This is a genomic window from Pantoea sp. JGM49 (assembly GCF_018257655.1).
GTDB classification, from domain to species: domain Bacteria; phylum Pseudomonadota; class Gammaproteobacteria; order Enterobacterales; family Enterobacteriaceae; genus Pantoea; species Pantoea communis.
Genome location: NZ_JAERJM010000002.1, coordinates 196,720 through 212,275, shown reverse-complemented (window position 1 = coordinate 212,275; position 15,556 = coordinate 196,720). Strand labels below are relative to the sequence as shown.

Sequence of the window (15,556 nt, the reverse complement as noted above, 5' to 3'; positions counted from 1 at the left end):
CCTGAAAGCGATCAGATCGATGACGTGCGTCTCTCTGATTGTACGGAAATGTGCTTTGCCGGATGCGCGGCGGAGGGTTGGCACAGCGGATGAGCAGTGAGCCGTTGAGCCGTTGAGCCGTTGAGCCGTTGAGCCGTTGAGCCGTTGAGCCGTTGAGCAGCAGATGGCAAACAAAGCGGATGCGCGGCGAATTGCAGGCAAAAAAGAAGGCCAATATCGCTATCGGCCCGTCAAAGAGGAATTTGTTTATGATTTTGGTTATCACCAGCATTGCTGGCGCGGGCCAATTTTCGCGCAAAGTTCAGAATTTCGCCAGTATTATTCACCAAAACTGAAATAAGAATTTTCGTAGCAAGGACAGAACATGACACCCGCCGTAAAACTGCTGGAAAAACAAAAGGTCGCCTTTACCCTTCATCCTTATGAGCATGACAGCCACGAAACAAATTTTGGTGATGAGGCGGTGCGTAAACTCAATCTCGATGCACGCCAGGTGTTCAAAACCCTGCTCGTGGCGCTTAACGGCGATGCCAAAGCGCTGGCGGTAGCCGTGACGCCAGTTTCCTCGCAGCTCGATTTGAAAAAAGTGGCAAAGGCGCTGGGCGCCAAAAAAGCGGATATGGCCGACCCGCAACTGGCACAGCGCGTCACCGGCTATCTGGTGGGTGGCATCAGCCCGCTGGGGCAGAAAAAACGTCTGCCAACGGTGATCGATCAGCAGGCTGCAGAATTTGCCACCATCTTTGTCTCCGGCGGTAAGCGCGGGCTGGATATAGAACTGGCGGCGCAGGACCTGGCACGACTGCTGGATGCCACACTGGCCGACGTGGCGCGCCGCGATTAATCCGGCTGCTGGGCGCAGAGTTGATCAATCATCCAGCGCCCGGCAGGACCTGGCGGATTGCGTCGCGACCAGATTACATCCACCGCGATGCGCTGTGGCCAGCCTGGCACCGGCAACTCTTTCAACACCTGATGACCAAACTGCTCCACCAGCCAGCGCGGTAATACGCTCCAGCCAAAGCCCTGCTCCGCCATTTCCAGTAGCAATAAATAAGAAGGCGCCGACCACACTCGGCCAGCAGGCAAGGGTTCACGGTTTTGCACCCAGGTATTAAGCCGTAAATGACGCAATTCACCGAGTTGAGCTTCACTCACCTGTTTTGACTGCGCCAGCACATGCTCCTGATGCAGATAGATCGCCATTTCCGCCCCCACCTGTAAACGCGCCACCGCTAAATCAGGCGGCAGTTGCGGCTGCGCACGCACCACGCCGAGATGCACGCGACCGGCCTGCAGCAGGTCCAGCGCGTCCGCGTCCTCAGCAATCATGCATTCAAATTCAATATCCGGATAACGCGCTTCAAAGCGGTTGAGCAGATTTTCATGATGATCGGCCTGCCAGAAATCAGAAATCGCCAGACTGAGTCGCGGTTCCACGCCCTGTGACAGCCGCACCGCCAGCTCATCCAACCGCTGGCTGGCCGCCAGAATCTGCTGTACCTGCGCCAGTGCGCGCTGTCCTTGCTCGGTTAGTACCGGCTGGCGACCGCTGCGATCGAACAGGGTGAAACCGAGATCGTCTTCCAGATTCGCCACGGCGCTGCTGATGGTGGACTGGCTTTTGGCCAGCGCACGCGCCGCCGCAGAAAACGAGCCGCTGGCGACGGTCTGGACAAAAGCCTCAAGGGATTCCGGGGAGTATTTCATGGTGAACCATCGCTTTTATCGATAGGTGATCATTTTATCTTAGCATTTTGCGGTGAGAAAATGTGTCGCGTTACCTAAAAGGAGGTTTATATGCGTACCCGTTCGCTGAAAGAACGTTTTTATCATGCTGCAGGATTTGAAGTGCTGGCGATTCTCACTGTGGCTCCGCTGGCCGCCTGGATTATGGAAAAGCCGCTGTTTCAGATGGGCGCGCTGGCGATTATGTTGTCAACGGTCGCCATGCTGTGGAACATGATCTATAACACCGGTTTTGATCGCATCTGGCCGCCGCAGAGAAAACGCGGCCTCGGCCTGCGCGCCATCCACGCGCTGGGCTTTGAAGGGGGCTTTATCGTTATCGGTTTGCCGATTGCCGCCTGGATGCTGAAGATCACGCTGCTGGAAGCCTTCATGCTGGAAGTGGCGTTCTTCCTGTTCTTCCTGCCCTATACCATGGCTTATAACTGGATGTGGGATAAATTGCGCCAGCGCTGGCTGACGCAGAAATCCTGTCAGGCATAAAACAACGGCGCCCAATCGGGCGCCGTTTTTAATTGTGCAGCGCACGCGGCCAGATCCACGCCAAAATGGCTTGCGGGTAGCTGCGCTTCCTGGGTTTTTCCTGCGCTTTATCGCGCTCCTGTACCTGCTGCTCCGTTAAATGCACGATGCCGGTTGGCGCATAGTCGGCGATTTTCAGCGGTGAGTGCGCCGTGACAAAATCGCGCAGCACATCTGCATCGCGCAGTCCGGTATTGCTGAAGCCCGCATGCGCTTCGATGTTGGGATAACCATCACCGCCGCTGGCATTAAAGCTGTTGGTGGCCATGCGATAGGTTTTGTCTTTTTGCAGCGGCTCGCCATTGATCTTCACCTCACTCACCGCTTTGCCATCCGCCACCAGACTGATATTGCTGAATTGCGCGAAACCACCGGAGTTGGTCTTGATATTGGCAACCGTGGCAAGATACTTCAGCAACTCGTCCCCGCTCAGCGTGACTGACACTACCTGATTACCAAACGGCTGCACCTGCAACAGATCGCGCCAGCTCAGTTTGCCTGCGGCCAGTGAAGTGCGAATGCCACCGCCACTGATCACCGCGAAATCCGCTTGGGTCGCTGCCATCTGCGCGCGCAGAATCAGCTGCCCTAGGTTGGTTTGTTCAAAGCGCACTTTGTCGCGTTCGCCCACGAACACGCCATCACTGCTGCCAACCGTGACGTCGAGTTTCTTTGCCGCGCGCAGTTGATACGGCGTCAACAATTTCATCATTGCGCTGTTGGGTGGGATCTCTTCCTGCCAGGTAAGCCAGGAAACGCTGCCATCCAGATTCTTCACTTCGTGCTTGAGATTCACCGGGATCAGCTGATAGCTGTCCAGCGTCAATTCGCCGTTGCGGAAGGTGAAATCGCCGCGCCCGACGTATTTGCCCCACTCTTTTGCCTGCATGATCCACACGCCATTTTGGCGATCGGGCTGACAAGGCTGGCCGGGCTGATAATCTTTCACGCTGACGTTATCTTTTTCCATGCACACCGCATCCTGCGAGTGGCCGCCGATAATCACATTGATAGTGCCCGGCGGCAGGCTGCGCGCCAGTTCCACATCACCCGGCGCGTTGCTACCGTGCTGTCCATCGTCGTAATGGCCCATGTGCGTCAGCGCCACAATCACATCGGGTTTTTCACTGGCACGCAGTTCCGCCACCGCTTTTTCCGTCTCTTTCACCGGATCGCGGATGTCGATATTGGCAATATTTTCCGGATTGGAAATTTTCAGCGTATCGGTGGTGGTCAGGCCAATCACCGCGATCTTCAGCCCCATGCGATTAAAGATCGCCCACGGCTTGAACAGACGCTGGTCGCTGCCCTTTTGATAGATATTGGCAGAGAGGAAGGGAAATTTGGCCCACTTCTGTTGCTGTTGTAGCACGCTGAGCGGCTTATCAAATTCGTGATTGCCGAGCGCCATGGCATCGTAGCCGATGAGGTTCATGCCACGAATATCGGGTTCGGCATTGAGCAGATCCGATTCCGGCACGCCTGTATTCACGTCTCCGGCGGAAAGGATCAAGGCACCACCGCCTTTGGCCTGCACATCATAACGCTGTTTATCCATCAGCGTTTTCTGCGCCGCCAGACCGTATTCGCCCTGCGCATTGGTCCAGTAGCGACCGTGATGATCATTGGTGTGCAGAATACTGAATCGATAACTGCGATCCGTCTGCCATGCCTGCGCCAGCATCGGCAGCAACAGCATGATCAGCGCCAGCCAGCGCCCTCTCCGCGGGAATAACAACAAAGCCGATCTCCTTATTCTGCGTCTTTCCACTTTGCCGTGGACTTAATGTGCTTTATCACCCTTCTGTGTCGCACAGATGGCACTTTAACTCAAGACTAAAGGCTTATAGAGTCATGCGGTAGTAACAAACTGATAACGATAACCGCACTCTTCAGGATTTTTATGGCAAGTGACATCGCAACCCCGGCACGCGCACCGGGACGGACCGCTTTTGGCATTTTAGGTGCCATCAGCCTCGCGCATCTGCTCAACGATATGCTGCAATCGCTGCTGCTGGCGATCTACCCGATACTGCAAAAAGATTTTAGCCTTAACTTCGTCCAGATAGGTCTGATAACGCTAACCTTTCAGGTCACCGCTTCGCTGCTACAGCCGATCATCGGTCATTACACCGACAAATACCCAAAACCCTGGTCTTTGCCGGTGGGGATGGGCTTTACGCTGTGTGGTCTGGTGCTGCTGACGTTCTCCAGCACCTATCCGCAGGTGCTGCTCGCTGCCGCGCTGGTGGGCAGTGGTTCCTCGGTGTTTCATCCGGAATCTTCGCGCGTGGCGCGTATGGCCTCCGGTGGACGTCATGGCCTGGCTCAATCCCTGTTCCAGGTGGGCGGCAACTTTGGTAGCGCGTTAGGCCCGCTGTTGGCAGCGATGATTGTTGCCCCTTACGGCAAAGGGCATCTTGCCTGGTTCGTGCTGGCGGCACTGCTCGGCATTATCGTGCTGCTGCAGGTCAGCCGCTGGTATAGCCACCAGCAGCGCGCCAGTAAGGCAAAGGCAACGGTTGCGCCGGTTAACCCGCTGCCGCGTAAGAAAGTGGCGTTGGCGATCAGCATTTTGCTGCTGTTGATCTTCTCTAAATACTTCTATCTCACCAGCCTGAGCAGCTACTACACCTTCTATTTAATCCAGAAGTTCGGACTTTCTGTTCAGGCCTCGCAATTCCATCTGTTTGCCTTCCTCGGCGCGGTGGCTGCGGGCACCATTATTGGCGGGCCGATTGGCGATAAAATCGGCCGTAAATACGTGATTTGGGTATCGATTCTTGGCGTTGCGCCCTTCACTTTGTTGTTGCCCCACGCCAACTTAATGTGGACCAGCGTGTTGAGCGTGATCATCGGGTTGATTCTCGCCTCGGCGTTTTCTGCCATTTTGGTGTATGCGCAGGAGCTGATGCCAGGGCGTATTGGTATGGTTTCCGGGCTGTTTTTCGGTTTTGCCTTTGGTATGGGTGGGCTCGGTGCCGCCGTGTTGGGCGTAGTGGCAGACCACACCAGCATCGAATGGGTATATCAAATCTGTGCCTGGCTGCCTTTAATCGGCCTTTTAACCGCTTTCTTACCTGATAACCGCCACGCGTAAGCCACTTTTGGGGGGCAACGCTTTTTCCTCGCCCCCCTCCATTCTGCGTAAAACCTGCCGATAGTATGAGATAACTGAGGAAAATGCTGCTTAAGCTGCGTTTTCTTCTTAATTTTTCAATTTAATCGCTTTTCACCGCTCAAATGTTTAAACGTGGTTAGCGATTGTGCATTACACTAGGTTGTTACAAGCGGATACATTTGCACACAAGGAGACAGGCATGCATCACACCACACCGTTGATCACCACCATTGTCGGGGGCCTGGTCCTCGCCTTTATCCTTGGAATGATTGCCAACCGTCTGCGAATCTCCCCGCTGGTCGGTTATCTGCTGGCTGGCGTGCTCGCCGGTCCCTTTACCCCGGGCTTCGTCGCCGATACTAACCTCGCGCCTGAGCTCGCCGAACTCGGCGTTATCCTGCTAATGTTTGGCGTGGGTTTGCACTTCTCGCTGAAGGATTTGATGTCGGTAAAGTCGATCGCCATTCCCGGCGCCATCGCGCAAATCGCGGTGGCCACGCTGCTGGGAATGGGCCTGTCGTGGGCGATGGGCTGGTCGTGGATGACCGGTCTGGTGTTTGGCCTCTGTCTTTCCACCGCCAGTACCGTGGTGTTACTGCGCGCGCTGGAAGAGCGTCAACTGATTGATAGCCAGCGGGGGCAGATCGCCATTGGCTGGCTGATTGTTGAAGATTTGGTGATGGTCCTGACGCTGGTGCTGCTGCCCGCCATTGCCGGAATGCTGGAAGAAGGCAATGCCAGCCCCTCTCTGCTGTTCTGGGACCTGATGCTGACCATCGGCAAAGTCGTCGCCTTTATGGTGCTGATGATGGTGGTCGGTCGTCGCGTGGTGCCGTGGATCCTGGCGAAAAGTGCCGCCACTGGATCGCGTGAACTCTTTACCTTATCCGTACTGGCCCTGGCGCTGGGTATCGCTTTCGGTGCGGTTGAATTCTTCGATGTCTCCTTCGCCCTCGGCGCCTTCTTTGCCGGTATGGTGCTTAACGAATCCGAACTCAGCCACCGTGCCGCGCACGATACCCTGCCACTGCGCGATGCGTTTGCGGTGCTGTTCTTTGTCTCGGTCGGTATGTTGTTTGACCCGATGATTTTGATCGAGCAGCCGCTGGCGGTGCTGGGCGCGCTGGCGATCATCGTGCTCGGGAAATCCATCGCCGCCTGGCTGCTGGTGACGCTGCTCGGCCACTCGCGCCGCACCGCCATGACCATTTCAGTGAGTCTGGCGCAGATTGGGGAATTTGCTTTTATCCTTGCCGGATTAGGTATTTCACTCGGCATGTTGAGTGATGAAGGACGCAATCTGGTGCTGGCGGCTGCGATCCTCTCGATTATGCTCAACCCGATTCTGTTTACCCTTCTGGAGCGCTACCTCGATAAGACTGAAACCATCGAAGAACAGACGCTGGAAGAGGCGATTGAAGAAGAGAAGCAGATTCCGCTGGATATCTGTAATCACGCGGTCATTGTGGGTTATGGCCGCGTTGGCAGCTTGCTGGGCCAGCAGCTGATGGAAGCCGATGTGCCGCTGGTAGTGGTGGAAAATTCCCGTCCGCGCGTTGAAGCGCTGCGTGAGCAAGGGATCAAGGCGGTGCTGGGCAATGCGGCTCGCGTCGATACCATGGAGTTAGCCCGACTCGACTGTGCACGCTGGCTGCTGCTGACCATTCCAAACGGTTACGAAGCCGGGGAAATTGTCACCGCCGCGCGTGAGAAGCGTCCGGATATCGAAATTATTGCCCGCGCGCATTACGACGATGAAGTGAATTACATCATGGAACGCGGTGCCAATCGCGTGGTGATGGGCGAGCGTGAGATCGCCAACAGCATGTTGAACGTGCTGCAGGAAGAGATTGCGCAGAACCCGATTGTGCGGGAGTGCCCGATATAACAGACACCGTAGCGCCATAATTCAACTGATACCGTAGCGCCGCTATTCAACAGACACCGTAGCGGCGGGATTAATCGCGCAATTCAAGCAGCACCGCTGCCAACAAACGCGCGATAAATCGCGCCGTTACGGGTTCACTGTTACCTGTCCCAGTACGACTCTTCTAAACTGTCTTCCCGCTCAGGCAGCCCGCGCATCAGACGCGGTGAATGCTGATTCAGCACCTGATAACTCACCCGGTTGGCATACTTACACACCTGCGCCAGCGACGAATAGGTGAGATAACCGCGTGCGTGTTTACTGGAGTTCGGCACTTTCTGGCGGTGGAAATTATTGGCAGTGATGTCGTGCAGCAGCGCGGCCAGAGCACCATCGCCCGCGCCGTTGGTGTTCATGATCTTCTCAGGGCCGCCCATATAAGGCGCGATGTGCGAGAAGATGCGCAGCGGCTGCTGGCAATCCTGATGACGCATAGCGCGGCTGAACTCATATTGGTTGAACTCGGCAATTGCGCCCGGCAGCAGCGGATGATTGGTTTTGCGCTTGAATTCATCTTCGGTGAAGCCAGCCATATACAAACCGGTAGGGCCAGCAGTGCACAGCACCAGATCCACCCAGTCCAGCGCAATATTCGACGCCAGCAGCGGATCCTGCTCACCCGTCAGCGCCAGCGCCTCTTCTTCGTTCATCGCCACGATCGACACATGATCACGCAGGAAATCGCGCCAGAACTGCGGATCGTCCTGAATCACGTATTTGGTTCCCAGCGTCAGCACCACCGGCACGTTATGTTTTTTCGCGTAGTCGATGGCACGCAGCGTGGCCGCTGGCATCGGTTCACCCGGCTGGCAGCGCACCAGATAGGAAGTCAGCACCAGCGCCGACGCCCCGGCAATCACCTCTTCCGGAATGCTGTCCGCCTGCAGTTGGTTCATTAAACCCGGGCTGATGGCAAAGGTGCGTTCGCCCTGCTCACCAATCAGAGTGAAGCAGCGGCCAATCGCGCCATCCACGCCCTGCAGGAAGTTGAGATCCATACGGCTGGAGGTGTTGCACAGATAGCGATAAGCGTAGCCGCCAATCTGGATGTTGTTGCACATCACGCCGAGCAATACGGAACGGTCATCGGCCAGCACGGAATAGTTGTGCAGCGTATTACCGATGGTGCCGCCGGCAAATTGATGGCTGATCAGCGCATCGCGCATTAGCTCGTCATACAAAGCTTCTGCGGTAGCATCGTCGATCACCAGCGAGTTGCCGGCGCTCAGCCCGTAGCGTTGCAGAAAGTCATCATCAACTTTGGCCTCAATATCCACCAGCGTCTGGTCGATACCCACCACCCAACTGCCCTCTTCCTGCTCTTGAGGTGTGGCTTGCAGCAGCGGATCGCGCGCGTTAACGGGGAAATAGTGTTTGGATTTGCGTTTGCCGGGAAATTTCATCGTGGCTGCCGTAAGGGAAATCTGACAGAGAATGATATCACACTCTCTGCCAGCACTTTATCGGCGTGCGTTGACCAGCTGAACCATCATCTCGATGTGCTCGTCATCGGCGTTGAGCGCGGGAATGTATTCGAACTTCTCGCCACCGGCGTGCAGGAAGAACTCACAGTTCTGCTCGCTGATCTCTTCCAGGGTTTCCAGGCAGTCTGCGGAGAAGCCGGGACTCATCACCTGCACATGTTTGATGCCCTTGGCCGGTAAACCTTGCATGGTTTCGTCGGTGTACGGTGTCAACCATGGCTCGCGACCAAAGCGTGACTGGAAGGTCATCATGATTTTGTGCGGCGCGATGCCCAACGCGGCAGCCAGCGCCTCGGTGGTGTCTTTGCAGCGCTGCGGATAATCATCACCTTCGTCGGCAAAGCGCTGTGGGATGCCGTGATACGACAGCACCAGCAGGTCCGGTTCGCCATGCTGCGCAAACGAACGCTCAACCGAAGCCTTCAGTGCTGCGATATAGGCAGGATGCTCGGCATAATCGCGAATGAAAGCCACTTCAGGCAGGGAGCGCAGCGGTTTAAAGCTGGCGGATAATCCGTCCCAAACGGCAGCCACCGTCGAGCACGAGAATTGCGGATAGAGCGGCAACACAATCAGTTTGGTGACACCCTGGTCCAGCAAACGCTGTACCGCCCCGTCGAGGCTTGGCTGGCCGTAGCTCATGCCCAGCTCAACCGGCATATCCACGCGCTGCGCCAGCGCATCGCGCTGCTGCTTGCTGAACACCATCAGCGGAGAGCCTTCTTTCATCCACACCGAGGCGTACAGTTTCGACACGCGCGGCGAACGGAACGGCAAAATGGCGAAATTGAGAATCGGCCACCACAACCGACGCGGTGTATCCACCACGCGCGGGTCGCCAAGGAACTGTTTTAGATAGCGCTTAACGGCAGGTGTTGTAGGCGCATCAGGTGTGCCTAAATTGACCAGCAAAACCCCAGGCTTTTCTTGCCTCATTGGTATTTCCTTGATGTCAAAACGAATGGATCAAAATCAGGGGGAAATTGTAGCGGAAATCGTGGGAGGGGAAAGCAATTGCTGCAAAAGGGCCGGACAACCGGCCCCTGATCCGCATTAACCGAGAATACCGGCCAGCTGCGTGCTCACTTCAGCCACCTTACGGGTGCCGTCGATCTTGTGATACTGAGTGTTGCCGGTTTCCGCTTCTTTGCTGTAGTAAGCAATCAGCGGTGCTGTCAGCTGATGGTATTCCACCAGACGCTTACGCACGGTTTCTTCCTGGTCGTCTTTACGCGTGGTCAGCTCTTCGCCGGTCACGTCATCTTTGCCTTCCACTTTTGGAGGATTATAGGTGACGTGATACACGCGGCCAGACGGCGCATGCACGCGACGACCAACAATACGATCCACAATCAGTTCGTCCGGTACGGCAAACTCCAGCACGAAGTCCACATTGATGCCCGCGTCTTTCATGGCATCAGCTTGTGGGATAGTGCGTGGGAAGCCATCGAGCAGGAAACCGTTTTTGCAGTCTTCCTGCGCGATACGCTCTTTAACCAGCGCAATCACCAGCTCGTCTGTCACCAGTTTACCGGCATCCATGATGGCTTTCGCCTGTTGGCCCAGTTCGGTGCCTGCTTTAACTGCCGCACGCAACATGTCACCGGTGGAGATTTGCGGAATACCGTATTTCTCCATGATGAATTGAGCCTGAGTGCCTTTACCTGCGCCCGGTGCCCCGAGCAGAATAATACGCATTGCGTAATTCCCCTTGCGAATCGCATTGATCAATCTGAGAAGGCCAAGAACATACCATTATGACCCGCGCACCACAAGGAAACGGGCGCGCTTCCGGTGAAAGCTTTACTTTGACTTGCTTTAGCGCAAAACACCAGCAGAGTGCCCGTTTTTAAGAATCAAGGCTAACGCTTAACACGTCTTTCAGACGTCTCTTCAGGATCGGCGTGACGTTTTGATTTTTGTTCACACCGCCGCGCACGTTGGCATGCAGGCGCAATAGGTGAGGGGCGGGAAGCAGATGCATATCCTGCGGTAAGTCGGGCAAGGTAAGACTGACCGGCATGGGGAACAGGGCGAACGGTAAGCCGTGCTGCTGAATCGATTGCAGCTGAACCGGGGCCTCAAGCGTAATATTATCCACGCTAGCGATATTAAACGGCCGCCAGTCGCTGTTTTCCATCATTTCAAGGGTTTGATCCAGTGACGAGCCAAAGGCCAGTCCCTGCTCAAATAACCGCAATTCGCTGCGCACCAGCGTGCTGAAATCGCAGGTTTTCAATGCAATTAACACCAGGTCACTGCTTAACGCCGCATGACGATCGAGCCGCGCCACAAACAATCGCGCATCACTGATTAATCGTTTATGCAACAAGGTGGCAAAGGATTCCGAGGCGTCGGTCACGCCCTGACTTTGACACTCCGCCAGCGGACGCACCCGACCCTGCAGCATGTCGACATGCTCCACCAGCGCAATGTTACCAGCCATCATCGGCACTGCGGGTAACACACTCAGTTCACTGACCGGATATTGCGAAGCGTAACGCGTTTGATTGCGCGCCTGTTCCTGACGTAAAAACAGTTGTGAGAGCAGCACCCGCGAAATATGCAAAGAAGGTGCAAAGAAGAGGTCGTAATTTTCCAGCCGATAGTGACGTGAAAGCAAGCCGCGAAGTCGATCGCGCGCTGCCGCCGCCCTGGCAGAAGCATGTTGGTGATCCATCGCGTGAGATTTCTCTAATTATAAAGATGCTGTGTGTGTCGCAGATTGAGGGGGAACATTAGCCGCGTTAAACACAGACAACGCCATCCGTCAACCCGCCATAATCTGGGGGAAAGGTTAGGCCAATGCGGCTGGACATTAAAATGATATAAACTGACAATCCCTGTTAGGTTTTTACACAGGGGATGAGTATGACCGCGCTTCCGTCGTTACGTGCACTGCACTATTTTCATCAGGCAGCACTGCACAGCAGTTTTAGCGTGGCGGCCGAGCGTCTTCATGTGACACACAGCGCCATTAGCCATCAGATTCGACAGCTGGAAAGCTGGATGGGAAAGCCCTTATTCGTCCGTACCAATGGGCGCGTCAAATTAACCTCACACGGCGAGCGCTTGCTGGTGAGTTGTCAGAAGGCGTTTAGCGAACTCTCCACCACCTGCGAAAGCATTCGCACCGGCATGCGTCATCACCTCAGCGTCTCTTGCGCGCCCAGTTTTCTCTCGCAATGGCTGATTCCACGTATTAGCAGTTTTTATCAACGCTATCCCGATATTGAAGTGCAGTTTCAGCCGCTGGTGGAGATCGACCAGTTGCGCAGTGAACACACCGATGTGCTGATTCTCAGCTATGAGCAGTCACCGGATGAGGATATTGATGCTACGCTGATCAGCGATGACTACATCGGCCCGCTGTGCGCGCCTCAATACGCGGCACGTTTTCACAATGAGCAGGATTTAGCGTCATTGCCGCTGCTGCATGCCGATACACGACTGCACGCCTGGGCCGAGTGGGCGAAAACCAGCGGTGCGCGTGGCAATTATTGGGTCGGTAAGCATTTCGATAATCTCACTCTGGGCATTCAGGCGGCGAGAAATGGCTTAGGGGTGATCATGGCCCCGCGCTTACTGGTCAGGCAGGAGTTAAGCGACGGTACGCTTATCGCCCCATTGGGATTTGTGCGTGTGGACCGCGCCACCTGGATGATGACGAAAATGTCACGTCAGCATGATGCGGAGATAACGTTATTCCGGGATTGGCTGCGCGATCAGGCGCTGCATTAAAAAAAGGTCGGCATTCAATGCCGACCTTTTTTGTCTCTTGCCAACCCTGCCGCCGGTATTGATGCCAACCGGCGCGGGCGCTGAATGGCTTATGCCGTCAGCAGTTGGTTCATACGACGGATAAACTGGTTAGGATCGTCCAGCGTGCCGCGCTCAGCCAGCAGCGCCTGATCCAGCAGCAGCTCAACCCATTCAGCAAAATGCGCTTCGTCATGGGTATCCGCCACGCGTTTCACCAGCGTATGCTCCGGGTTGATTTCGAAGATGTACTTCACATCCGGCACTTCCTGGCCCGCAGCAGCAAACAGCTTCGCCATCTGGGTGGTCATTTCGTTGGCGTCGGTGGTGACAATCGCCGGGGTGTCGGTCAGACGATGAGTCAGACGCACCTCTTTCACACGCTCGCCCAGCAGCGTTTTCACGCGCTCAACAAACGGCTCCAGCGCTTTTTCCGCTTCCTTCTGCTCTTCGGTCTCTTCATCGGCCAGTTTGCTCAGCGACTCATCCGCTTTGCTCACTGACTGGAAGGTTTTACCGTCGAACTCGGTCAGGTAGCTCATCATCCACTCGTCGATACGATCGGACAGCAGCAGCACCTCGATACCTTTTTTGCGGAACAGTTCCAGATGCGGGCTGCTCTTCGCGGCGGCATAGCTGTCAGCAGTGATGTAGTAAATCTTATCCTGCCCTTCCACCATGCGGCTCAGGTAATCGTCCAGCGAAATGGTCTGCTCAGCGCCTTCACTCTGCGTGGTGGCAAAGCGCAGCAGTTTAGCAATCGCCTGCTGATTGGTGTTGTCTTCGGCGGGGCCTTCTTTCAGGACCAGACCAAACTCTTTCCAGAACTGCTGGTATTTTTCGGCGTCGTCTTTAGCCAGTTTTTCCAGCATCTGCAGGCTACGCTTGGTCAGCGCGGCACGCAGGCTCTGGGTGACACGGCTGTCCTGCAGGATTTCACGCGAGACGTTCAGCGGCAGATCGTTGGAATCTATCAGGCCACGTACGAAGCGCAGGTAGTTCGGCATGAACTGCTCGGCATCGTCCATGATGAACACGCGCTGCACATACAGCTTCAGGCCGTGTTTGCTGTCGCGGTTGAACATGTCGAATGGCGCACGCTGCGGGATGTACAGCAGGCTGGTGTACTCCTGCTTGCCTTCCACACGGTTGTGGCTCCAGATCGCCGGATCGCTGTAATCATGGGCGATGTGTTTATAGAACTCGTTGTACTCTTCGTCGCTGATTTCAGACTTGTTGCGCGTCCACAGCGCCTGAGCTTTGTTGATCTTCTCCCAGGTAGTGGTGTCGTTCTCTTCGTCTTTGGTCTCAATCTCAACCGGCAGCGCAATGTGATCGGAGTATTTGCTGATCACGTTGCGTACGCGCCACGCATCGAGGAAATCATCCTCGCCTTCGCGGAAGTGCAGCGTGATTTCGGTACCGCGATCGGCTTTCTCGATTTCTGCCAGAGTGTATTCACCCTCGCCCGCCGATTCCCAGAACACAGCTTCATCGGCTTTCGCACCCGCAGCACGGGTACGCACGGTGACTTTATCTGCAACGATAAACGCCGAGTAGAAGCCCACGCCAAACTGACCGATCAGCTGACTGTCTTTCGCCTGGTCTGAGCCCATGGATTCAAGGAAGGATTTGGTGCCGGACTTCGCGATGGTACCGAGGTTCTCAATCACCTCATCACGGCGCATACCGATACCGTTATCGCTCAAGGTCAGCGTACGATTATCCTTATCGACCGAGATACGCACGCGCAGGTCGCCATCGCCTTCATACAGATCCGGCGTGGACAGGGCGCGGAAGCGCAGTTTGTCGGCGGCATCCGAAGCGTTGGAGATCAGTTCACGCAGGAAAATCTCTTTGTTTGAATAGAGGGAGTGAATCATCAGGTGCAGAAGTTGTTTTACCTCTGACTGGAAGCCACGCGTCTCTTGTCCTTTCATGGTCATTGCTACCTCAACTAAATCGGGGTTGATCATAGGTTGAGAGAGAAATGGGGATGATGATGGGAATTTCAAGCCGATGTCGGTGAAGACATCGGCAAGTGATTAGAATTTAAACTTGTGGCGTCCAGCGAGCGAGTGCGACAGCGTGGTGCCATCGACCATTTCCAGCTCACCACCGACCGGCACACCGTGTGCAATGCGGCTGGCATCAACGCCATATTGCCCGCACAGCTCAGCGATGTAATTGGCCGTGGCTTCACCTTCCACCGTTGGGTTGGTGGCGAGGATCACTTCGGTCAGCGTTTCACGCTCCAGGCGCTGCTCTAACCGATCCAGACCGATATCTTGCGGACCGATGCCATCCAGCGGTGACAAGTGGCCCATCAGCACAAAGTAACGGCCGCCAAACTGGCCGGTTTGCTCAATGGCGTGGATATCGGCAGGACTCTCCACCACGCAAATCTGGCCGTTTTGTTGACGACGCGGATTGGCGCAGATGGTGCAAATTTCCTGCTCGGTGAAAGTGCGGCAATCGGCACAGTGGCCGATTTCCGACATCGCGCGGGTCAATGCCTGCGCCAGACGCATGCCACCGCTACGATCGCGCTGTAACAGCTGAAAAGCCATGCGCTGCGCCGATTTCGGGCCCACGCCCGGCAGGCAACGCAGCGACTCCATCAAAGATTCAAGCAGTGGACTGGTTTGCATCAGAACGGCATCTTGAAGCCAGGTGGCAGCTGCATACCAGATGACACAGAGGCCATTTTCTCTTTCTGCGTTTCATCAATGCGACGTGCTGCATCGTTGAAGGCTGCAGCAATCAGATCTTCCAGCATGTCTTTGTCGTCTTCCAGCAAGCTTGGATCAACTTCAACACGACGGCAGTTGTGTGCACCGTTGATGGTGACTTTGACCAGGCCAGCGCCTGATTCACCGGTCACTTCCAGCGCGGCGATCTCTTCCTGAACTTTGGCCATTTTGTCTTGCATCTGCTGGGCCTGTTTCATCAGGTTGCCCAATCCGCCTTTACCAAACATAGTCTTCTCTCTCT

Annotated in this window: 15 protein-coding genes; 6 read left to right on the top strand and 9 right to left on the bottom strand. The window is 55.5% G+C overall.

Features of this window, described 5'->3' with window-relative positions:
- The first annotated feature begins 163 nt into the window (after positions 1-163).
- Both JK231_RS04145 and ybaK read left to right on the top strand, forming a co-directional pair.
- A complete protein-coding gene (locus JK231_RS04145) occupies positions 164-340 on the top strand; it encodes a hypothetical protein (protein ID WP_211728057.1) in 177 nt (58 codons plus the stop codon).
- A 24-nt stretch (positions 341-364) separates the two neighbouring features.
- Complete coding sequence (gene ybaK, locus JK231_RS04140; protein ID WP_045816347.1) at positions 365-844, top strand: Cys-tRNA(Pro)/Cys-tRNA(Cys) deacylase YbaK; 480 nt, start codon at positions 365-367, stop codon at positions 842-844.
- Here ybaK and JK231_RS04135 read toward each other — a convergent pair.
- Positions 841-1,710, bottom strand: a complete 870-nt coding sequence (locus tag JK231_RS04135) for a LysR family transcriptional regulator (RefSeq protein WP_034828200.1) — start codon at positions 1,708-1,710, stop codon at positions 841-843. The genes ybaK and JK231_RS04135 overlap by 4 nt on opposite strands.
- Positions 1,711-1,800: 90 nt before the next feature.
- Between JK231_RS04135 and JK231_RS04130 the strand changes: the two genes are divergently transcribed.
- Positions 1,801-2,232, top strand: a complete 432-nt coding sequence (locus JK231_RS04130; protein ID WP_034828198.1) for a multidrug/biocide efflux PACE transporter — start codon at positions 1,801-1,803, stop codon at positions 2,230-2,232.
- Between the two features lie 28 nt (positions 2,233-2,260).
- Here the strand turns inward: JK231_RS04130 and ushA are convergent, their stop codons facing one another.
- Entirely contained in the window at positions 2,261-4,012 is a 1,752-nt protein-coding gene (gene ushA, locus JK231_RS04125) for a bifunctional UDP-sugar hydrolase/5'-nucleotidase UshA (RefSeq protein ID WP_211728056.1), read from the bottom strand.
- A gap of 162 nt (positions 4,013-4,174) precedes the next feature.
- Here ushA and JK231_RS04120 point away from each other — a divergent pair, with 162 nt between their 5' ends.
- Entirely contained in the window at positions 4,175-5,371 is a 1,197-nt protein-coding gene (locus tag JK231_RS04120; RefSeq protein WP_211728055.1) for an MFS transporter, read from the top strand.
- 220 nt (positions 5,372-5,591) lie between these two features.
- Positions 5,592-7,280 (top strand): YbaL family putative K(+) efflux transporter, encoded by a 1,689-nt coding sequence (gene ybaL / locus JK231_RS04115; protein WP_034828192.1) that lies wholly within the window; start codon positions 5,592-5,594, stop codon positions 7,278-7,280.
- Positions 7,281-7,420: 140 nt separating this feature from the next.
- Here ybaL and JK231_RS04110 read toward each other — a convergent pair whose 3' ends face one another.
- From JK231_RS04110 to JK231_RS04095, 4 genes are all read right to left on the bottom strand, one after another.
- Positions 7,421-8,722, bottom strand: coding sequence for an inosine/guanosine kinase (locus tag JK231_RS04110; protein ID WP_211728054.1), 1,302 nt, complete (start codon positions 8,720-8,722; stop codon positions 7,421-7,423).
- A 57-nt stretch (positions 8,723-8,779) separates the two neighbouring features.
- Positions 8,780-9,739 (bottom strand): ferrochelatase, encoded by a 960-nt coding sequence (hemH, locus tag JK231_RS04105; protein WP_211728053.1) that lies wholly within the window; start codon positions 9,737-9,739, stop codon positions 8,780-8,782.
- 117 nt (positions 9,740-9,856) lie between these two features.
- Positions 9,857-10,501: an adenylate kinase gene (adk, locus tag JK231_RS04100; RefSeq protein WP_211728052.1), complete on the bottom strand. Its 645-nt coding sequence runs from the start codon at positions 10,499-10,501 to the stop codon at positions 9,857-9,859.
- 151 nt (positions 10,502-10,652) lie between these two features.
- Entirely contained in the window at positions 10,653-11,483 is an 831-nt protein-coding gene (locus JK231_RS04095; protein WP_211728051.1) for a DUF6024 family protein, read from the bottom strand.
- A gap of 191 nt (positions 11,484-11,674) precedes the next feature.
- Here JK231_RS04095 and JK231_RS04090 point away from each other — a divergent pair, with 191 nt between their 5' ends.
- Positions 11,675-12,544: a LysR substrate-binding domain-containing protein gene (locus JK231_RS04090; RefSeq protein ID WP_038648497.1), complete on the top strand. Its 870-nt coding sequence runs from the start codon at positions 11,675-11,677 to the stop codon at positions 12,542-12,544.
- 89 nt (positions 12,545-12,633) lie between these two features.
- On the opposite strand, the gene htpG is transcribed toward JK231_RS04090, so the two are convergent.
- The 3 genes from htpG to JK231_RS04075 all read right to left on the bottom strand — a co-directional run bounded on the left by htpG (position 12,634) and on the right by JK231_RS04075 (position 15,542).
- A complete protein-coding gene (gene htpG / locus JK231_RS04085) occupies positions 12,634-14,508 on the bottom strand; it encodes a molecular chaperone HtpG (RefSeq protein WP_058962244.1) in 1,875 nt (624 codons plus the stop codon).
- 99 nt (positions 14,509-14,607) lie between these two features.
- Positions 14,608-15,213 carry a recombination mediator RecR gene (gene recR / locus JK231_RS04080; protein WP_097117474.1) on the bottom strand — a complete coding sequence of 202 codons (606 nt, stop codon included), beginning with the start codon at positions 15,211-15,213 and terminating at the stop codon, positions 14,608-14,610.
- Positions 15,213-15,542, bottom strand: coding sequence for a YbaB/EbfC family nucleoid-associated protein (locus JK231_RS04075; protein WP_031377860.1), 330 nt, complete (start codon positions 15,540-15,542; stop codon positions 15,213-15,215). The genes recR and JK231_RS04075 overlap by 1 nt, the downstream gene beginning before the upstream one ends.
- Positions 15,543-15,556 lie beyond the last annotated feature (14 nt).

What these genes read in the sequence shown, in the direction of transcription:
- JK231_RS04145 (WP_211728057.1), top strand. Translation starts at nt 164, where the DNA reads ATGGCAAACAAAGCGGATGCGCGGCGAATTGCAGGCAAAAAAGAAGGC.
- ybaK (WP_045816347.1), top strand. Translation starts at nt 365, where the DNA reads ATGACACCCGCCGTAAAACTGCTGGAAAAACAAAAGGTCGCCTTTACC.
- JK231_RS04135 (WP_034828200.1), bottom strand. Translation starts at nt 1,710, where the DNA reads ATGAAATACTCCCCGGAATCCCTTGAGGCTTTTGTCCAGACCGTCGCC.
- JK231_RS04130 (WP_034828198.1), top strand. Translation starts at nt 1,801, where the DNA reads ATGCGTACCCGTTCGCTGAAAGAACGTTTTTATCATGCTGCAGGATTT.
- JK231_RS04120 (WP_211728055.1), top strand. Translation starts at nt 4,175, where the DNA reads ATGGCAAGTGACATCGCAACCCCGGCACGCGCACCGGGACGGACCGCT.
- ybaL (WP_034828192.1), top strand. Translation starts at nt 5,592, where the DNA reads ATGCATCACACCACACCGTTGATCACCACCATTGTCGGGGGCCTGGTC.
- JK231_RS04110 (WP_211728054.1), bottom strand. Translation starts at nt 8,722, where the DNA reads ATGAAATTTCCCGGCAAACGCAAATCCAAACACTATTTCCCCGTTAAC.
- hemH (WP_211728053.1), bottom strand. Translation starts at nt 9,739, where the DNA reads ATGAGGCAAGAAAAGCCTGGGGTTTTGCTGGTCAATTTAGGCACACCT.
- adk (WP_211728052.1), bottom strand. Translation starts at nt 10,501, where the DNA reads ATGCGTATTATTCTGCTCGGGGCACCGGGCGCAGGTAAAGGCACTCAG.
- JK231_RS04095 (WP_211728051.1), bottom strand. Translation starts at nt 11,483, where the DNA reads ATGGATCACCAACATGCTTCTGCCAGGGCGGCGGCAGCGCGCGATCGA.
- JK231_RS04090 (WP_038648497.1), top strand. Translation starts at nt 11,675, where the DNA reads ATGACCGCGCTTCCGTCGTTACGTGCACTGCACTATTTTCATCAGGCA.
- htpG (WP_058962244.1), bottom strand. Translation starts at nt 14,508, where the DNA reads ATGACCATGAAAGGACAAGAGACGCGTGGCTTCCAGTCAGAGGTAAAA.
- recR (WP_097117474.1), bottom strand. Translation starts at nt 15,213, where the DNA reads ATGCAAACCAGTCCACTGCTTGAATCTTTGATGGAGTCGCTGCGTTGC.
- JK231_RS04075 (WP_031377860.1), bottom strand. Translation starts at nt 15,542, where the DNA reads ATGTTTGGTAAAGGCGGATTGGGCAACCTGATGAAACAGGCCCAGCAG.